Here is a 16,303-nt window from a genome sequence, read left to right as displayed (position 1 = left end):
GCGGATGACCGAGGACGAGACGCCGGAGCCGGAGAAGAGCCCGGAGCAGGACAAGAAGCCGGAACCGGAGAAGAAGCCGGAGCCCGCGGAGAAGGCGGAGCGGCCGGAGCCGGATGAGGACCACGGGCCGGCCGGCCGTCGGCCGATGCCGCCCGAGAGCCGGAAAGGTCCCGAGCCGGCGGAGTCCGGTGACGAAGCCGAAGCTCAAGAATCGGACAGTGCTGGACAGAAGCAGGGCAAAGGGGCAGACTCCTCGACTCCGGACGTCGTCGCCGAGGACGACGGGAGCGCGGAACGCCCGAAGACCGGTCGGGAGCGGCTGGTGGCGAGCCTGTGGCCGCCGCGGCTGACCCGGGCTCAACTGATCGTTGCGCTGCTCCTGTTCATCCTCGGCCTCGGCCTGGCGATTCAGGTACGTTCCACAAGTGACAGCAGTGCGCTGCGAGGTGCGCGCCAGGAGGACTTGGTGCGCATTCTGGACGAGCTGGACAACCGCTCCCAGCGGTTGACCGACGAACAGCGGCGCCTGGAAGGGCAGAAGACCGAGCTGACGAACAGCTCGGACCAGGCCGAGGAGGCCCGTAAGCAGACCGTGGAGAAGGAACAGCAGCTGGGTGTGCTGGCCGGGACCGTCGCGGCGCAAGGGCCCGGCATCAACCTGACCATCGACGACCCGACGCACTCCGTCGAGGCGGACAAGCTGCTGGACACCATCCAGGAGCTGCGGGCGGCCGGCGCGGAGGCCATCCAGGTCAACGATGTCCGGGTTGTTGCGGACAGCTATCTCTCGGACGTCCGGGGTGGCGTGCAGATCGATGGCAAGCGCGTCATGCAGCCGTTCCGCTTCAAGGTCATCGGCAAGCCGGAGGACTTGGAACCGGCGCTGAACATCCCCGGCGGAGTGGTCCAGACGCTGGAAAAGGAGCAGGCCAAGGTGTCTGTGACCCGTGAGAGGAAGATCATTGTGAACGCCTTGCGAGAGGCGAAGCGGCCTGACTACGCTCGGTTGTCATCTCAGTGAGGCGTGCACGTATGTCGAGTGCCCGGGAAGGGCATGAGGTAGCGGGGGGTCGACGCACCGTGCGTGTGGTGTGTGGTGGAAACTGTTTGAAGGCCACGGACGTTCACAGGATGTCCGGATGGGCCGGTGTGTGCATCGAGGGTTCGTCCTGCCCCACGGGCGGGTCTATTTCGTTCAAGGGGAATCGCCCGTGAAGTTGTTTGGAAAGCTGTTCGGCAAGAGCGCACGCCAGGAGGGCGGCAGCGGCTCCGCGCGGCATGCCGCTCCGCGCCAGCCCGACGAGAGCGGTGCGGCCGAGGGTCGTCCGCTCTTCCGTGATGAGGTCAGCGGTCCGTCCGGGGGGTACGGCGCGGGTTCTGTTGACCCCTCCGGTGCCGGCCGCATAGGTTCCCAGGAACCATCAGCCGCACACACGGGTGGAGGGTCGGCCTTGCCGGTTTGTACGAGGTGTGGGAACCAGAACGCCGAGGCGAGCCGGTTCTGCTCCAACTGTGGTGCGCCGCTGCGTGCAGGGGTCCAGCCCGAGCGGGCGTCGGAGACGACGTCGACCATCTCCATTTCGGGGCTGGAGGCCTACGACTCGGAGACCACGGGCCAGAATCTGGCGCCGTCGCTGTCCCCTGAGGCCCAGGCGGCCGTGGATGCTCTCCCGTTGGGGTCGGCGCTGCTGGTCGTCCGCCGGGGGCCGAATGCGGGCAGCCGCTTCCTGCTGGACAGCGAGCTGACCACGGCGGGTCGGCACCCGCAGGGCGACATCTTCCTCGACGATGTGACGGTCTCGCGCCGTCATGTGGAATTCCGTCGCGGCCCGGACGGTCTCTTCACGGTCGCCGACGTCGGCAGCCTGAACGGCACCTACGTCAACCGTGAGCGGATCGACTCCGTTGCCCTCGCCACCGGCGACGAGGTCCAGATCGGCAAGTTCCGCCTGGTCTTCTACGCGAGCCAGCGAGGCGCCGGTATCTGACCGGCCGGGGAAGGCATATGCGCGATACACCGAAAGGCGGCGCCGGTTCTGCCGGTGCCGCCTCCTCGGACGGCAAGCCGGTCAGCATCGGTACGGTGCTCACCCTGCTGCGCGGGGAGTTTCCCGAGGTCACCATCTCCAAGATTCGCTTCCTGGAGGCCGAGGGGCTGGTCGAGCCGAAGCGCACGCCTTCCGGATACCGCAAATTCACGCAGGCGGATGTCGAGCGGCTGGCCGCCGTCCTGCGGATGCAGCGGGACCACTATCTGCCGCTGAAGGTCATCCGGGAGCATCTGGACGCCCTGGAGCGCGGTGAGCAGGTACCGCTGCCGGCCCCGGCCGCACCCTCCCGGGATCTGGTCGAGGGCGTCCACGACCCGGGTACGGAGCGCCCCACGGCTGCCCGGATCGGCCGGGCCGAGCTGCTGGCCGCCGCGGAGGTGGACGAGGCGGCGCTCGCCGACTGGGAGTCGTACGGACTCATCGTCCCTCATGACGACGGCGGATACGACATCGAGGCCGTCACGGTGGCCAAACTTGTCGCGGACCTGGGCCGTTTCGGTCTGGAGCCGCGGCATCTGCGTGCGGTGAAGGCGGCGGCCGAGCGTGAGGCGGGCCTGGTCGAGCAGGTCGTTGCACCCCTTCGGCGGCACCGTAACCCGCAGACCAGGGCGCATGCCGAAGCGACCGCCAGGGAGCTGGCAACGCTGTCCGTACGGCTGCATGCGGCCTTGGTGCAGAGCGCTCTGCGGGTCCGGCTGTAGTGAGCAAACGAGTGCCCGACTACCCAAACCGGCCGGGCACGTCCTAGGGTTGCTGTGTGAACGAGCTCGACGTCGTGGGTGTCCGGGTGGAAATGCCTTCCAGCCAACCGATCGTGCTCCTGCGGGAGGTGGGAGGCGACCGATACTTGCCCATTTGGATCGGGCCAGGGGAGGCCACCGCCATCGCCTTCGCCCAGCAGGGCATGGTCCCTGCCAGGCCGCTGACGCATGACCTCTTCAAGGACGTGCTCGAAGCGGTGGGCCAGGAGCTGACGCAGGTCCGCATCACGGATCTGCGCGAGGGGGTTTTCTATGCCGAACTTGTCTTCGCGAGCGGGGTCGAGGTCAGTGCGCGTCCGTCGGACGCGATAGCGCTGGCCCTGCGCACCGGAACGCCGATCTTCGGTACCGACGGTGTGCTGGACGACGCGGGGATTGCCATCCCGGACGAGCAGGAGGACGAGGTGGAGAAGTTCCGCGAGTTCCTCGACCAGATCTCGCCCGAGGACTTCGGGACCAACAGCCAGTGATACCGGCCAGGCGAACCGCCTGTTTCCGGCCAAACAGTCAGCCCTTCCCCGTGCGGGGTCACGAGAAACCACTCGTAGGGTGATTATCACTCGGCGTGGCGAGCGCGGCGATCGTTGACGCACCCCGAGTGACTGCATACCGTCGATGTGGCAGGTCCCGTCCGGGACGTGGAGGACGGAGGGCGGCGTGGCAATCACCGGCGACGGTATGGCGGCGGAAGGGGCGTTGCCGCTCCACTCGGGCGCAGCAGCGAACCCTGCCCCGGCACCGGCCGCGGCGGTGTCGGGGGACTGCGAGGCGCAGAACATCGGCTATCGCGGCCCGACCGCCTGTGCGGCAGCGGGCATCACTTACCGGCAGCTCGACTACTGGGCGCGTACGGGCCTGGTGGAGCCGAGCATCCGGCCGGCCTACGGCTCCGGCACCCAGCGGCTCTACAGCTTCCGGGACGTCGTGGTCCTGAAGATCGTCAAGCGGCTGCTGGACACCGGGGTGTCGTTGCAGAACATCCGCACCGCCGTCCAGCATCTGCGCTCGCGTGGGCTGGCGGATCTGACGCGGATGACGCTGATGAGCGATGGCGCGACGGTCTACGAGTGCACCTCGCCCGACCAGGTCGTGGACCTGCTCCAGGGCGGCCAGGGCGTCTTCGGGATCGCCGTGGGCGTGGTGTGGCGGGACGTGGAGGGCGCGCTGTCACAGCTCCACGGGGAGCGCGTGGACACCGGCGAGACGCTGGTCGGGAAGAACCCGCACGACGAGTTGGCACGGCGCCGCAACCGGGCCGGCTGAGGCCCCGGCGGAGCGCGCGGCCCGGCATCGGGCCGATTGTCAGTGGCATGGGGCAGCATCGGAGATGTGAGACCTGCCCCGACGATTCTGCATCTGGACATGGATGCGTTCTTCGCGGCCGCCGAGCAGGCGGCCAAGCCGAGCCTGCGCGGTAAGCCCGTGGTGGTCGGCGGTGTCGGCGTGCGTGGTGTGGTCTCCACGGCGTCGTACGAAGCCCGGGTCTTCGGGGTCCGTTCCGCGATGCCGACGGCCCAGGCGCGTCGGCTGTGTCCCAACGCCGCTTATCTCAGTCCTCGCTTCACGCTCTACCGCCAAGTGAGTGACGCAGTGATGGAGCTGCTGCATGCGCTGTCGCCGCTGGTGGAGCCGCTGAGCCTGGACGAGGCGTTCGTCGACCTGGAGGCGGGCGGGGTGCCGGCCGAGACGGCGGCCGTACGGGCCGTGGGGGAGAAGCTGCGGCGGGACATCCGCTCCGCGACGGGGCTGACCGGCTCGGTGGGGCTGGCCGGGGCCAAGATGCTGGCGAAGATCGCGTCCGAGGCGGCCAAGCCGAACGGGCTGGTGGTGATCGAGCCGGGCACCGAACGGGAGCTGCTGGGCCCGATGACGGTGCGGACGCTGCCCGGGGTGGGTCCCGCGACGGCCGAGACGCTGCGCCGGGCCGGGATCCACACCGTCGCGGAGACCGCGGAGGCCGGTGAGGCCGAGCTGGTGCGGCTGCTGGGCAGGGCACACGGCGCGGGGCTGTATGCGATGGCGCTGGGGCAGGACGACCGGCCCGTGGTGGCCGAGCGGGATGCGAAGTCCATCTCCGTCGAGGACACCTTCGAGGTCGATCTGACCGACCGGACGCGGGTGCGGAGCGAGGTGCTGCGGCTGGCGGACCGCTGCGTACAGCGGCTGCGGGCGGCCGGGCGTTCCGGTCGCACGGTGGTCATCAAGGTGCGTAACTACGACTTCTCGACGCTGACCCGGTCCGAGACGCTCCGGGGGCCCACCGACGACCCGGCGGTGATACGGGAGGCCGCTGTGCGCCTGCTGGAGACGGTGGATACCACCGGCGGGGTGCGGCTGCTGGGTGTGGGTGTCAGCGGGCTGGCGGACTTCACACAGGAGGATCTGTTCGCCCAGCTGGCGACGGAGCGGGAGGCGGCGGAGGCCGCGACCGCGGCGGCCGTGGAGCAGGCCGACGGGGAGCGGGAGCCGCACGAGGCCGAGGAGGAGCGGCCGCGGCGCTGGTATCCGGGGCTGGACGTGGTCCACGACGAGTTCGGCGCGGGCTGGGTGCAGGGGAGCGGGGTGGGGAGAGTGACCGTCCGCTTCGAAACGCCATGGTCCGCACCGGGGAGGGTGCGGACCTTTGCTGTCGAGGACCCGGCGCTGCGGCCGGGGGAGCCCCTGCCGCTGGTGGGCGGGGCGCCGGCCGACGGTCAGTCGTCCGAGCCGGCGATCTTGCCGAAGTTCTTGTCGCCGGAGCCGGGGGACACCGGGTCGGTCGGGGAAGAAATATCCAGTCGGTAGTGGTGATAGAGCTGAAGTTCCTGCTCAGGGGAGAGATGGCGGCCCACGCCGAAGTCCGGTGCGTCCTTGATCAGCTTGCGGTCGTAAGGGATGTGCAGGCCCTCACCGACCATCTTGCTGGGCTCCAGGGGGACGAACGCATCCCGGCTGAAGAGTCCGGTGCGCACGGCCGCCCACTCCGGTTCCCCCGTCGCATCGTCGAGGTAGACCTCGTCGATGGTCCCTATTTTCGCGCCATTGCGGTCGAACGCTTTGCGGCCGATCAGGCTTCGGGGATCGATATCGGTTTGCACGGCCCCTCCAATTGGTCGCAACTGCCCTCTGACAACTACCAAACGGCACATTTCATGCCCCGGCCACTCGAAGGAGCCTTCGAGAGCCACGCTGGTAGGCTGGCGAATGGCCGCAGACCCCGTGCGGGAGAGTCCTTGTCGTTCGCGACCAGGGCGCCGAAGGAGCAAATCCTCCCCGGAATCTCTCAGGCACACGTACCGCATGGACGAGGTCACTCTGGAAAGCAGGGCGGGCCGCGGAAGCCACAGTGCCGGGACCCCTCCTCACCGACGGTGAAAGCCGGACCGCCATGCGCGGGCCGGTGAAGCTCTCAGGTTGAATGACAGAGGGGGAGGCCGTCCGGGCACCCGTGCCGTGGTGCCCCTCGTAGGTCGTACCGACCAGGAGGCCCCCGCAGATGACCACCAATCGCATCTCCTTGACCGAGCTGGAACGCGGCACCCCCTTCGAGCGCCGGCACATCGGTCCCGATCACGCGGCGCAGGCGAAGATGCTCGCGCACATCGGATTCGGGTCGCTGGACGAGCTCACCGCCACCGCCGTACCCGATGTGATCAAGAGCGCCGAGGCGCTCGGCCTGCCGCAGGCCCGTACCGAGGCCGAGGTGCTCCAGGAGCTGAAGGACCTGGCGGAGCGCAACGAGGTCCTGGCGTCCATGATCGGTCTCGGCTACTACGGCACGTTCACCCCGCCGGTGATCCTGCGCAACGTCATGGAGAACCCGGCCTGGTACACGGCGTACACGCCCTACCAGCCGGAGATCTCGCAGGGCCGCCTGGAGGCGCTGCTGAACTTCCAGACGATGGTCGCCGACCTGACCGGACTGCCCACCTCCGGTGCTTCACTGCTGGACGAGGGCACCGCCGCCGCCGAGGCGATGGCGCTCTCCCGCCGGGTCGGCAAGGTCAAGCAGGGCGTGTTCCTGGTCGACGCCGACTGTCTGCCGCAGACCATCGCCGTGATCGAGACCCGTGCGGAGCCCACCGGCGTCGAGGTCGTGGTCGCGGATCTGTCCGACGGCATTCCGGCCGAGATCGCCGAGCGCGGGGTGTTCGGTGTGCTGCTTCAGTACCCGGGTGCCTCCGGCGCGGTGCGGGACCCCCGCGCCGTCATCGAGCAGGCGCACGAGCTGGGTGCGATCGTCACCGTCGCGGCCGATCTGCTCGCCCTGACGCTGCTCACCTCGCCCGGTGAGCTCGGTGCGGACATCGCCGTCGGCACCACCCAGCGCTTCGGTGTCCCGATGGGCTTCGGCGGGCCGCACGCCGGCTTCATGGCCGTCCGTGACCAGTTCGCCCGCAGCCTCCCCGGCCGTCTGGTGGGCGTCTCCGTCGACGCCGACGGCAACAAGGCCTACCGCCTGGCGCTTCAGACCCGTGAGCAGCACATCCGCCGGGAGAAGGCCACCAGCAACATCTGCACCGCGCAGGTGCTGCTCGCCGTCATGGCCGGGATGTACGCGGTCTACCACGGCCCCGAGGGCCTGCGGACCATCGCCCGGCGGACCCACCGCTACGCCGCGGTCCTCGCCGAGGGCCTGCGGGCCGGCGGGGTGGAGATCGCACACGGCACCTACTTCGACACGCTGACCGCGCGGGTGCCCGGCCGGGCCGCCGAGGTCGTCGCCGCCGCCCGTGAGGCCGGTGTCAACCTCCGGCAGATCGATGCGGACCTGGTCGGCATCGCCTGTGACGAGACCACCGGGCGGGCGCAGCTGGCCGGCGTCTGGGGTGCCTTCGGGGTGTCCGGCGACGTCGAGCAGCTGGACGCGGCCGCCGCCGACGCGCTGCCGCAGGGGCTGCTGCGCCACGACGACTACCTCGCCCACCCGGTCTTCCACGAGTACCGCTCCGAGACCGCGATGCTGCGCTACCTGCGCACCCTCGCCGACAAGGACTACGCGCTGGACCGCGGCATGATCCCGCTCGGCTCCTGCACGATGAAGCTGAACGCCACGACCGAGATGGAGCCGGTCACCTGGCCCGCGTTCGGTCAGCTGCACCCCTTCGCGCCGGCCGAGCAGGCCCAGGGCTACCTCACGCTGATCCAGGAGCTGGAGGAGCGGCTGGCCACGGTCACCGGCTACGACAAGGTCTCCATCCAGCCGAACGCCGGATCGCAGGGCGAGCTGGCCGGTCTGCTGGCCGTCCGCGCCTACCACCGCGCCAACGGCGACGAGCAGCGCACGATCTGCCTGATCCCGTCCTCGGCGCACGGCACCAACGCCGCCAGCGCCGTGATGGCCGGAATGAAGGTCGTCGTCGTCAAGACCGGTGAGGACGGCGAGGTCGACACGGACGATCTGCACGCCAAGATCGAGAAGTACCGTGACGAGCTCGCGGTCCTGATGGTGACCTACCCCTCCACGCACGGCGTGTTCGAGGAGCACATCACCCAGATCTGCGCGGCGGTGCACGAGGCCGGCGGTCAGGTCTACGTGGACGGTGCCAACCTCAATGCGCTGGTCGGGCTCGCCGAGCCCGGAAAGTTCGGCGGCGATGTCTCGCACCTGAACCTGCACAAGACCTTCTGCATCCCGCACGGCGGCGGTGGCCCCGGCGTCGGCCCGGTCGGCGTACGCGCCCACCTGGCGCCGTACCTGCCCAACCACCCGCTGCAGCCCACCGCGGGCCCCGAGACGGGCGTGGGGCCGATCTCCGCGGCTCCCTGGGGCTCGGCGGGCATCCTGCCGATCTCCTGGGCGTACGTCCGGCTGATGGGCGGCGACGGCCTCAAGCGCGCCACTCAGGTGGCGGTCCTCAGCGCCAACTACATCGCCAAGCGGCTGGAGCCGCACTACCCGGTGCTCTACACGGGCCCCGGCGGCCTGGTGGCGCACGAGTGCATCATCGACGTCCGGCCGCTGACCAAGGCGACCGGGGTGAGCATCGACGATGTGGCCAAGCGGCTGATCGACTACGGCTTCCACGCGCCGACGATGTCGTTCCCCGTGGCCGGCACGCTGATGATCGAGCCGACCGAGAGCGAGGACCTCGCCGAGCTGGACCGGTTCTGTGACGCGATGATCGCCATCCGCGCGGAGATCGAGAAGGTCGGCTCGGGGGAGTGGGACAAGGACGACAACCCGCTGCGCAACGCCCCGCACACCGCGGGCGCGCTCGGCGGCGACTGGGCGCACGCGTACTCCCGTGAGGAGGCCGTCTTCCCGGCCGGTGTCGTCGCCGCGGAGAAGTACTGGCCGCCGGTGCGCCGCATCGACGGTGCCTTCGGCGACCGTAACCTGGTCTGCTCCTGCCCGCCGCTGGACGAGTACGACAACTGAGTCACGGCAGCATCAAGGGCCCTCGGCAGATCTGCCGGGGGCCCTGTGGTACGTGGCGCGCGCGGCGGGTCAGGCAGCGGCGATGACCCGGGCGCGGTGCGGGGCGATGACCTGCCCGTCGGGGAGCAGCTCACCGGTGTCCTCGAAGAGCAGGACGCCGTTGCAGAGCAGGCTCCAGCCTTGCTCCGGATGGTGCGCCACAAGGTGTGCGGCCTCCCGGTCGGTGGAGTCTGCGGACGGGCAGGGCGGTTGGTGCTGACACATGGAAGTTGTCTTTCGCTGCGGTGAAGTGAACGTCGTCGTGCGGCTCGATGAGGTGTTCATGGCCGCTCCCCCGTTTCTGTCGGTCGGTCCCAGTGTTGCCCCACGGACGGGATTCCGCAGGGATTTCGCAGCAGCGGTACTCACTCGGTAGGGACGCGTCACCCATGCGGGCGGTTGCTCCCAATTGCACTCCTCCCCAAGAGGGTTGGGAGTGGTATCCGCGGACTAGGCCGCCTGGGTGAGCGCGACAGAGCGCCCCGTGACCGGACGGGGTCGGGGAGCATGCTCGGGCGCGGCGGCAGGCGCCGGAAGCGGCGCGGGGATCCGCGCCGGCGCCGGTGGATCAGGCGGGTTCGGCGAGGAGCGGGGCGGGCGTGAGCCGCAGGGTGAGCCGGGGGAGCAGATCGGCGATGCGCTGCGGACGGTGTGCGGCGATACCCGGTGGGGCGGGGGCCAGCGGTACGAGCAGGTCGCCGGGCGCGGGCAGCCCCTGGGCGCCGTCGGAAATGAGGTCGTGATGCAACCACAGCGTGAGCATGTACAGCTCGGGGACGGACAGCAGCCGCGGCTGGTAGGGCGTGGCCAGTGACTCGGCCTGTGCCAGTGCCTGCTCGGTCGCCGCGACGTAGGGGCCGCCGCAGAAGCGCCCGAAGGTCCAGCCGTCCGCGGTGAGCACCGTCTCGGCGGTCGCCACGGCACGCTCTCCGCCGCGGACCAGGAAGCGCCATCCGGCCAGTCGGGTGTGCGGGGCGCCGCCGGCCCGGCTGACGTCGTCCCAGACATGGACGGGCAGCGGGTGGTCGGGGCTGAGCGGACCCTGATGGGCGCGCAGCGCGGAGACCGGGGCCTCGCCGACCGCGGTGGGCGAGCCGAGAGCGGCGAGAACGCTGCGCAGGGCGGGTGCGGGGGCAGGGGGGAGGTGCAGCGGCATGGTGGGTCGCCTCTCACTTCGGAGACACGGTGCAGCGTGGCTCGGAGACACGGTGGAGCGTGGCGGGTGCAAACGGCGTTGTCTGCGGGCGGGTCAGAGCGTGGCCGGCCGGGGCGGCGGCCGGGCGGGGGCAGCCGCTGAGCCCGGTGTCGGTGAGATCACCGAGACGCTGGGCGCCAAGTCTCTGCCTCGTCACCGGAGTTTATACGACGTATGTTCTGAAATTGTTTCGGCTACCGGCCTTGTGGATTTCCGGCAAGGTGAAATCCGGACCGCTGCGCGAGGCGCTTTCCACCGCTTTGTGCGGCGTTTTATGGACGCCACCTTGTATTGCCTTGCCGGCGCGGTAGGCCGGAACTCGTCGTTGTTTCTCACGAGTGAATTGCCGCGGGCGAGTGCCTCGCGGATATGCCTATGGGCAGTGCCGGACGCTGCATCACTTCGAGCCTATCGGCACCGGCATGCCCCCGCCGCGTTATTGATCAGATTGCCGGGGCATCATCGACCGTAGCGCGAGCCCCGGCGGTGTCGGGGACGGCCCCAAGCGGCCCGTGGCCGCGGGCTGTTCACTCGAGGAGGGACCCTTCGATGGGGGAGAAGGTCGCCGCGGACGGGATCGACCTGGCGGACCGGGAGCGTTATCGAAGAAAGCTGCACGACTGTCTTGAGGGATTGCACAGGCTCCTGGTGGAGAAGAGGTTCGACCGGCCCAGGAATCTCATGGGTCTGGAGATCGAACTCAATCTAGCCGGCGCCGACGGGCTGCCCCGCATGATGAACACTCAAGTGCTGGAGCGCATCGCCAGTGGTGATTTCCAGACCGAACTCGCCCAGTGCAACCTTGAGGTCAACATCCTGCCGCACCGCCTGAGCGGCCGGGTGCTGGACCAGCTTGCCGAGGAACTCCGTACGGGACTCGGCTATGCCGAAAGGAAGGCCAGGGAGGTCGCCGCCAGGATCGTGATGATCGGTATTCTGCCGACGCTGCACGCCACCGACCTCACGGCCGCCAGCCTCTCCGAGAACGACCGCTACGTCCTGCTCAACGACCAGATGCGGGCCGCCCGCGGCGAGGACTTCGCCCTGGACATCCGCGGCGTTGAGCACCTGGTATCCCGCTCGCCCTCGATCGCCCCGGAAGCCGCCTGTACGTCCGTCCAGCTGCATCTCCAGGTGACACCGGGCCGCTTCGCCGCTGTCTGGAACGCGGCACAGGCCATCGCCGCCGTCCAGGTCGCGGTCGGCGCCAACTCGCCGTTCCTGTTCGGCCGTGAGCTGTGGCGGGAGTCCCGGCCGCCGGTCTTCCAGCAGGCCACCGATACCCGCTCGCCCGAGCTGCAAGCCCAGGGGGTGCGACCCCGCACCTGGTTCGGTGAGCGCTGGATCGACTCCGCATACGACCTGTTCGAGGAGAATGTGCGGTACTTCCCGCCGCTGCTGCCGGTGTGCGGGGCGCAGGAGCCGCTGCGGATCCTCGCTGAGGGCGGGGTGCCCGACCTGGCCGAACTGGTCCTGCACAACGGCACGATCTACCGCTGGAACCGCCCCGTCTACGCGGTCGCCGACGGCGTCGCCCACCTCAGGGTCGAGAACCGGGTGCTGCCGGCCGGTCCCACCATCACCGACGTCATCGCCAACACCGCCTTCTACTACGGCCTGGTGCGGGCGCTTGCCGAGGAGCCGCGGCCCGTATGGACGCGGCTCCCGTTCGCCGCCGCGGCCCGCAACTTCGACACCGCCTGCCGGTACGGCATCGAGGCCGCCCTGGAGTGGCCGCGTCCCGGGCGGGCGGGCGGTACCGCCGAAATCTCGGCCGTACGACTCGTACGCAAGGAGCTGCTGCCGCTGGCGGCCCGCGGGCTGGACGCCTGGGGGGTGGAGCCGGCCGACCGGGACCACTTTCTCGGCATCATCGACGAGCGCTGCCGGCGGCGGGCGAACGGGGCGTCCTGGCAGGCCGCGGCCTTCCACCACGCCCGGCGCCAGGGCCTGGACCGGGACGCCGCGCTCGCCGCGATGACCCGGCGCTACAGCGAGCTGATGCACACCGGGACGCCGGTGCACACCTGGCCGGTCGCCTGGCCGGCCGCCGGGCGTCCGGCCGTACCGGGAGCACGGCAGGCGGCAACGGAAGGGGCGTAGCCGGGGCCGCGAGCCGCTCAGCGGGGGATGTTGCTGCCCGCCGCCATGATGGCCTTGAGCATCACCTGGTGGATCTGCGACGGGTCGCTGACCCGGTGCGTCGAGCCGCCGGTCGGTGCCACGATGCGGTTCAGGGCGGAGGTATCGGCCTCCGGGCCGATCGCGAGGGCGATCAGCGGCACCGGCCGCTTCGGGTCGGAGAGCTTCTTCAGCTCGCCCACCAGGGCGTCCAGGCCGATGCCGTGGGCGTCGTCGTTGGCGCCGTCGGTGAGGATGACCAGCGCGTTGAACTTCCCGCTCGCATAGGTCGAGCGGGCCTTCTGGTACGCGGCGAGCGTGGTGTCGTACAGGCCGGTGGCGCCCTGGGGTTCCGGGGCCAGCGCGCCGAAGGCGTCGGCGAGCGCTTCGCGGTGGCTGCTGCCGTCCTTGTCCCGGCCGCCGAGCCGTTCGGTGGGGGAGAGCTCCACGTAGTCCTTGTCGCCGTCCAGTGAGGTGGCGAACTTCCACAGTCCGATCTCGTCCTCGGAGGTGAACGTGGTCAGCGCCTGGAGGAGGGAATTCTTGGCGAGGTCCATACGGGACCGGCCGTTGTGCCCCGGGACCGGGGCGCCCATGGATGCCGAGGCGTCCACGACGGTGGAGAGCCGGGCGCTCTGCACCGTGATCGTCCACATGCCCATCAGGGCCTGGAGTTCCTTCGCCGTCGGCGGCTCGGCGGGGGCGGCGGAGTACGGCTGGGGGTCGCGCCCGCCGGCCGCCTTGACCACCTTCGGTTCCGCCTCCCCGGTGGGGGCCCGGAAGCCGAGCCGGCGCAGCGCCCGCTGTCCGGCGGGCTCGCTGAGCAGGGTCAGGAAGCGGTTGGCGGCGCGGGAGCGTTCGGGGTCCGTCTCGCTGTTGTCGACCAGTGTGTAGGGGTAGTCGAGCCGGGCCGTGCCGTCCTCGGGGTAGAGCAGGTCCAGATCCGGCCCGCTCTTCGTGCGTGTGTTGTGCGCGAAGGCGGCCTGCTCGGACAGCAGCAGCGCCTGGTTGCGGCGCGGATCGCTCTGCTCGGCACCGGAGGCGTCGCGGGGCAGGGTGGCCATGGCCGGCCCGTCGCCGTCCGCGGCACGTTGGTTGAGCAGCCGCGCGGTGGCGGCGGTGCGGGTGTCGGCCGTGACCCGATCCGGTGCCTTCTTGGTGTTGGCGGCGCTGATACGGGCCAGGGAGAGCAGGCCGGTGGCGCTGTGGGACGGGTCGGCGACACCCAGGTGCAGCGCGTCGCCGGACGCCGTGGCCCGGGTCAGTTCCGTCCAGGTGTAGGTCTTCTCCGGCCAGCCCAGCGACCTGGCGGCCCGGGGGACGGCGCCCAGCGCGACCGGGGACGAGGCGATGATGCCGGCGGTGGTCAGCGGGGTGCCGCGCTCCGCGCCGACCCGGTCGACCCACAGGCTCGAATCCGGTATCCAGACCTGGAATTCGGGATCGACCGGCCGCTGTCCGAAGGCGTCGGCGACCTCGTGGGCGGACCGCGAGGTGACCCTGACGTCCAGACATCTGCCGTCGGTACGCGCCGCCTCCTGCCGCGCCGACTTGGCCACCGCTTCGACCGCCGGGGCGATATCGGGCGAGGCGGCCACATCGAGCCGGGTCACGTCGCCGCCGCACGGTCCGCCGAACGGGAGCAGACCGCTGTCCAGCGCCACGACCGTGCCGGCGGCGGCGGTCAGCACGAGGCCGGTGGCGAGGACGAGCGCGCGGGGACGGGCTCCTCGGCGGGCCCCCGTGCGCGCCGGTGCGGATCCGTCGGGCAAGCTGTGTCGTCCCATTGCGGTAGCGCCTCTCCTTCTCGGAGCTCGACCGGGATGCGCCGGTGGGGGAAAACGCGCCATCGGGATGGCGCCCGTCCCCGGCCTGTCGTGCGCGATCTTCGTAACTGCTGCCGAGACCCTAGCGGGGCGGTGGTGGCGATGAGGTGGTAAATGCGGAAGCGGAGGAAGTGTGCAGTCGGATACAAGTCCTGTGGCCGATGCGGACGTTCCAGGTCAAGGGCCTGGTGACGGGCTCGTCGAGGAGCCGTCCCGCAGCATTCTGCGGAGCGAGACATGGATCGTGCTGGCCCTTTCGCTGGGGGCCAGCGGGGTGTCGGCGCTGATCAGCTTCATCGGTTCGGTGACCAAGCCCGGCGGTCTCAAGGACCAGGCGGCGACGCTCAACGGCTCCCATGCGCCCGGCCGGCCCTGGCTGGATCTCGCCTGGCAGCTGTTCGGTATCGCGAGCGCGCTGGTGCCGGTGGTGCTGGTGGCGCACCTGTTGCTGCGGGAACGGGCCGGCGGCCTGCGGGCGATCGGTTTCGACCGGCGGCGGCCCGGCTTCGACCTGAGCCGCGGCGTCGCGCTGGCGGCCGTCATCGGCGGCAGCGGTCTGCTGCTGTACCTGGGCGCGCGGGCGGCCGGATTCAATCTGACGGTGGTCCCCGAGGCGCTGCCCGCGGTGTGGTGGAAGATCCCGGTGCTGATCGCCTCCGCGGTGCAGAACGCCGTACTGGAGGAGGTCATCGTCGTCGGGTATCTGCTGCGCAGGCTGGGGCAATTGGGCTGGTCGCCGCTCGCGGCGCTCGCGGCCAGCTCGGTGCTGCGCGGTTCCTACCACCTCTACCAGGGCATCGGCGGCCTCGTCGGCAACATGGTGATGGGCGTGCTCTTCGTCCTGCTCTACCGGCGGTGGGGGCGGGTCGGCCCGCTGGTCGCCGCCCATGCGCTGATCGACATCGTGGCGTTCGTCGGCTATGCGCTGCTCGCCGGACGGGTGGGGTGGCTGCCGACGCCGTGAGCAGGCGGAGGCGCGTGGCACCGCGGTGCCTGCCGCGCCTCCCCAGGGACGACGCCGGGTGGGCCGGCTCAGTCGGTGGCCAGTAGTTCCCCGTCGATGACCGTGACCGCCGACCCGGTCAGCAGCGTACGGTCGCCGCGCAGCTCGGTCCGTACGAAGCCGGTGCGGGCGCCGCCCTGTAGACCCACCAGGGCGGTACGGCCCAGGCGTGCCGACCAGAACGGCGCGAGCGCGGTGTGCGCGCTGCCCGTTACCGGGTCCTCGTCGATGCCGACGTTGGGGAAGAAGCAGCGCGAGAGGAAGTCGTAGCCGCTGTCGGGGTTTTCGGCCCGCGCGGTGGCGATCACCCCACGGCCGCCGTGCCCGGCGAGCGCCTTGAGGTCCGGGGCCAGTGCCTGTACGGACTTCTCGTCGGCCAGCTCGACCAGGAGATCGCCGACATCGGGGCCGGTGTCGTGCGCGGAGCGGATCTCGGTGCCCAGCGCGCCCGCGACCACCGGCGGTACCTCGACGGGGGTGAGCGGGGCGGTCGGGAAGTCCATGGTGATCGCGCCATGGTCGTCGGCCGTAGTGGTCAGCACCCCGCTGCGGGTGTGGAAGCGGACCGTACCGGTGGCCGTCCCCGTGGTGTGCAGGACGTGTGCGGTGGCCAAAGTGGCATGCCCGCACATGTTCACCTCGGCGACGGGGGTGAGCCAGCGCAGCGCCCAGTCGGCGTCCCCGCCCGCGGGCAGCGGATGCGCGAAGGCGGTCTCGGAGAGATTGACCTCGGTGGCGACCCGCTGGAGCCAGGCCGTATCGGGAAAGGCGCCGGAGTCGAGGAGTACGACTCCCGCGGGGTTGCCGGCGAAGGGACGCTCACTGAAGGCGTCGACGATGCGAATCCTCATGGCCGCGAGCGTAGGCGCGCCGCAGAGCCACCGGCCAAGGCCAATCCGGGAGAACTGGCCGGGAATCCGGGCCGCGGTGGCCGGTGGGGGTGGCG

14 protein-coding genes and 1 riboswitch are annotated in these 16,303 nt (G+C 70.4%); of the genes, 9 read left to right on the top strand and 5 right to left on the bottom strand.

Annotation, left to right across the window (positions count from 1 at the left end; genetic code table 11):
* The first annotated feature begins 4 nt into the window (after nt 1-4).
* From CP981_RS04915 to CP981_RS04890, 6 genes are all read left to right on the top strand, one after another.
* The gene (locus tag CP981_RS04915; RefSeq protein WP_208852894.1) at nt 5-1,021 is read left to right on the top strand and encodes a DUF881 domain-containing protein; all 1,017 of its coding nucleotides are present in this window, start codon (nt 5-7) and stop codon (nt 1,019-1,021) included.
* A 118-nt stretch (nt 1,022-1,139) separates the two neighbouring features.
* The gene (locus CP981_RS04910; RefSeq protein ID WP_085927405.1) at nt 1,140-1,988 is read left to right on the top strand and encodes an FHA domain-containing protein; all 849 of its coding nucleotides are present in this window, start codon (nt 1,140-1,142) and stop codon (nt 1,986-1,988) included.
* A gap of 17 nt (nt 1,989-2,005) precedes the next feature.
* Nucleotides 2,006-2,752 carry a transcriptional regulator FtsR gene (gene ftsR / locus CP981_RS04905; RefSeq protein ID WP_085927406.1) on the top strand — a complete coding sequence of 249 codons (747 nt, stop codon included), beginning with the start codon at nt 2,006-2,008 and terminating at the stop codon, nt 2,750-2,752.
* A 56-nt stretch (nt 2,753-2,808) separates the two neighbouring features.
* Nucleotides 2,809-3,282, top strand: a complete 474-nt coding sequence (locus tag CP981_RS04900) for a bifunctional nuclease family protein (protein WP_006606439.1) — start codon at nt 2,809-2,811, stop codon at nt 3,280-3,282.
* A 187-nt stretch (nt 3,283-3,469) separates the two neighbouring features.
* Nucleotides 3,470-4,075, top strand: coding sequence for a MerR family transcriptional regulator (locus CP981_RS04895; RefSeq protein ID WP_018093277.1), 606 nt, complete (start codon nt 3,470-3,472; stop codon nt 4,073-4,075).
* A 66-nt stretch (nt 4,076-4,141) separates the two neighbouring features.
* On the top strand, nt 4,142-5,596 hold the full coding sequence (locus CP981_RS04890; protein ID WP_085927407.1) for a DNA polymerase IV: 1,455 nt from the start codon (nt 4,142-4,144) through the stop codon (nt 5,594-5,596).
* On the opposite strand, the gene CP981_RS04885 is transcribed toward CP981_RS04890, so the two are convergent.
* Nucleotides 5,506-5,889, bottom strand: a complete 384-nt coding sequence (locus tag CP981_RS04885; RefSeq protein ID WP_026170300.1) for a PRC-barrel domain-containing protein — start codon at nt 5,887-5,889, stop codon at nt 5,506-5,508. The genes CP981_RS04890 and CP981_RS04885 overlap by 91 nt on opposite strands.
* Before the next feature lie 114 nt (nt 5,890-6,003).
* A riboswitch (glycine riboswitch) is annotated at nt 6,004-6,100 on the top strand.
* Between the two features lie 187 nt (nt 6,101-6,287).
* Between CP981_RS04885 and gcvP the strand changes: the two genes are divergently transcribed.
* Nucleotides 6,288-9,173 (top strand): aminomethyl-transferring glycine dehydrogenase, encoded by a 2,886-nt coding sequence (gene gcvP / locus CP981_RS04880; protein ID WP_085927408.1) that lies wholly within the window; start codon nt 6,288-6,290, stop codon nt 9,171-9,173.
* Nucleotides 9,174-9,242: 69 nt separating this feature from the next.
* Here gcvP and CP981_RS04875 read toward each other — a convergent pair whose 3' ends face one another.
* Both CP981_RS04875 and CP981_RS04870 read right to left on the bottom strand, forming a co-directional pair.
* Nucleotides 9,243-9,437: a DUF5999 family protein gene (locus CP981_RS04875; protein ID WP_042152060.1), complete on the bottom strand. Its 195-nt coding sequence runs from the start codon at nt 9,435-9,437 to the stop codon at nt 9,243-9,245.
* A 343-nt stretch (nt 9,438-9,780) separates the two neighbouring features.
* A complete protein-coding gene (locus tag CP981_RS04870) occupies nt 9,781-10,368 on the bottom strand; it encodes a hypothetical protein (RefSeq protein ID WP_085927409.1) in 588 nt (195 codons plus the stop codon).
* 588 nt (nt 10,369-10,956) lie between these two features.
* On the opposite strand from CP981_RS04870, the gene CP981_RS04865 reads away from it, so the two are divergent.
* A complete protein-coding gene (locus tag CP981_RS04865; protein WP_085927410.1) occupies nt 10,957-12,510 on the top strand; it encodes a glutamate-cysteine ligase family protein in 1,554 nt (517 codons plus the stop codon).
* A 17-nt stretch (nt 12,511-12,527) separates the two neighbouring features.
* Here CP981_RS04865 and CP981_RS04860 read toward each other — a convergent pair whose 3' ends face one another.
* The gene (locus tag CP981_RS04860; RefSeq protein WP_085927411.1) at nt 12,528-14,315 is read right to left on the bottom strand and encodes a substrate-binding domain-containing protein; all 1,788 of its coding nucleotides are present in this window, start codon (nt 14,313-14,315) and stop codon (nt 12,528-12,530) included.
* Between the two features lie 193 nt (nt 14,316-14,508).
* Between CP981_RS04860 and CP981_RS04855 the strand changes: the two genes are divergently transcribed.
* Nucleotides 14,509-15,318 (top strand): CPBP family intramembrane glutamic endopeptidase, encoded by an 810-nt coding sequence (locus CP981_RS04855; protein WP_244329560.1) that lies wholly within the window; start codon nt 14,509-14,511, stop codon nt 15,316-15,318.
* A 68-nt stretch (nt 15,319-15,386) separates the two neighbouring features.
* Here the strand turns inward: CP981_RS04855 and CP981_RS04850 are convergent, their stop codons facing one another.
* Nucleotides 15,387-16,208, bottom strand: coding sequence for a PhzF family phenazine biosynthesis protein (locus tag CP981_RS04850; RefSeq protein ID WP_085927413.1), 822 nt, complete (start codon nt 16,206-16,208; stop codon nt 15,387-15,389).
* Nucleotides 16,209-16,303: the final 95 nt, after the last annotated feature.

Origin of the sequence: Streptomyces platensis (genome assembly GCF_008704855.1) — a bacterium.
GTDB classification, from domain to species: domain Bacteria; phylum Actinomycetota; class Actinomycetes; order Streptomycetales; family Streptomycetaceae; genus Streptomyces; species Streptomyces platensis.
Note: the sequence above shows the minus strand (reverse complement) of the source record. Positions and strands in the feature narration are given on the sequence as shown.

Excerpts from the sequence above, each read along its gene's own strand:
- gcvP (WP_085927408.1), top strand. The coding sequence starts at position 6,288 with ATGACCACCAATCGCATCTCCTTGACCGAGCTGGAACGCGGCACCCCC.
- CP981_RS04860 (WP_085927411.1), bottom strand. The coding sequence starts at position 14,315 with ATGGGACGACACAGCTTGCCCGACGGATCCGCACCGGCGCGCACGGGG.
- CP981_RS04910 (WP_085927405.1), top strand. The coding sequence starts at position 1,140 with ATGGGCCGGTGTGTGCATCGAGGGTTCGTCCTGCCCCACGGGCGGGTC.
- ftsR (WP_085927406.1), top strand. The coding sequence starts at position 2,006 with ATGCGCGATACACCGAAAGGCGGCGCCGGTTCTGCCGGTGCCGCCTCC.
- CP981_RS04870 (WP_085927409.1), bottom strand. The coding sequence starts at position 10,368 with ATGCCGCTGCACCTCCCCCCTGCCCCCGCACCCGCCCTGCGCAGCGTT.
- CP981_RS04915 (WP_208852894.1), top strand. The coding sequence starts at position 5 with ATGACCGAGGACGAGACGCCGGAGCCGGAGAAGAGCCCGGAGCAGGAC.
- CP981_RS04865 (WP_085927410.1), top strand. The coding sequence starts at position 10,957 with ATGGGGGAGAAGGTCGCCGCGGACGGGATCGACCTGGCGGACCGGGAG.
- CP981_RS04875 (WP_042152060.1), bottom strand. The coding sequence starts at position 9,437 with ATGTGTCAGCACCAACCGCCCTGCCCGTCCGCAGACTCCACCGACCGG.
- CP981_RS04850 (WP_085927413.1), bottom strand. The coding sequence starts at position 16,208 with ATGAGGATTCGCATCGTCGACGCCTTCAGTGAGCGTCCCTTCGCCGGC.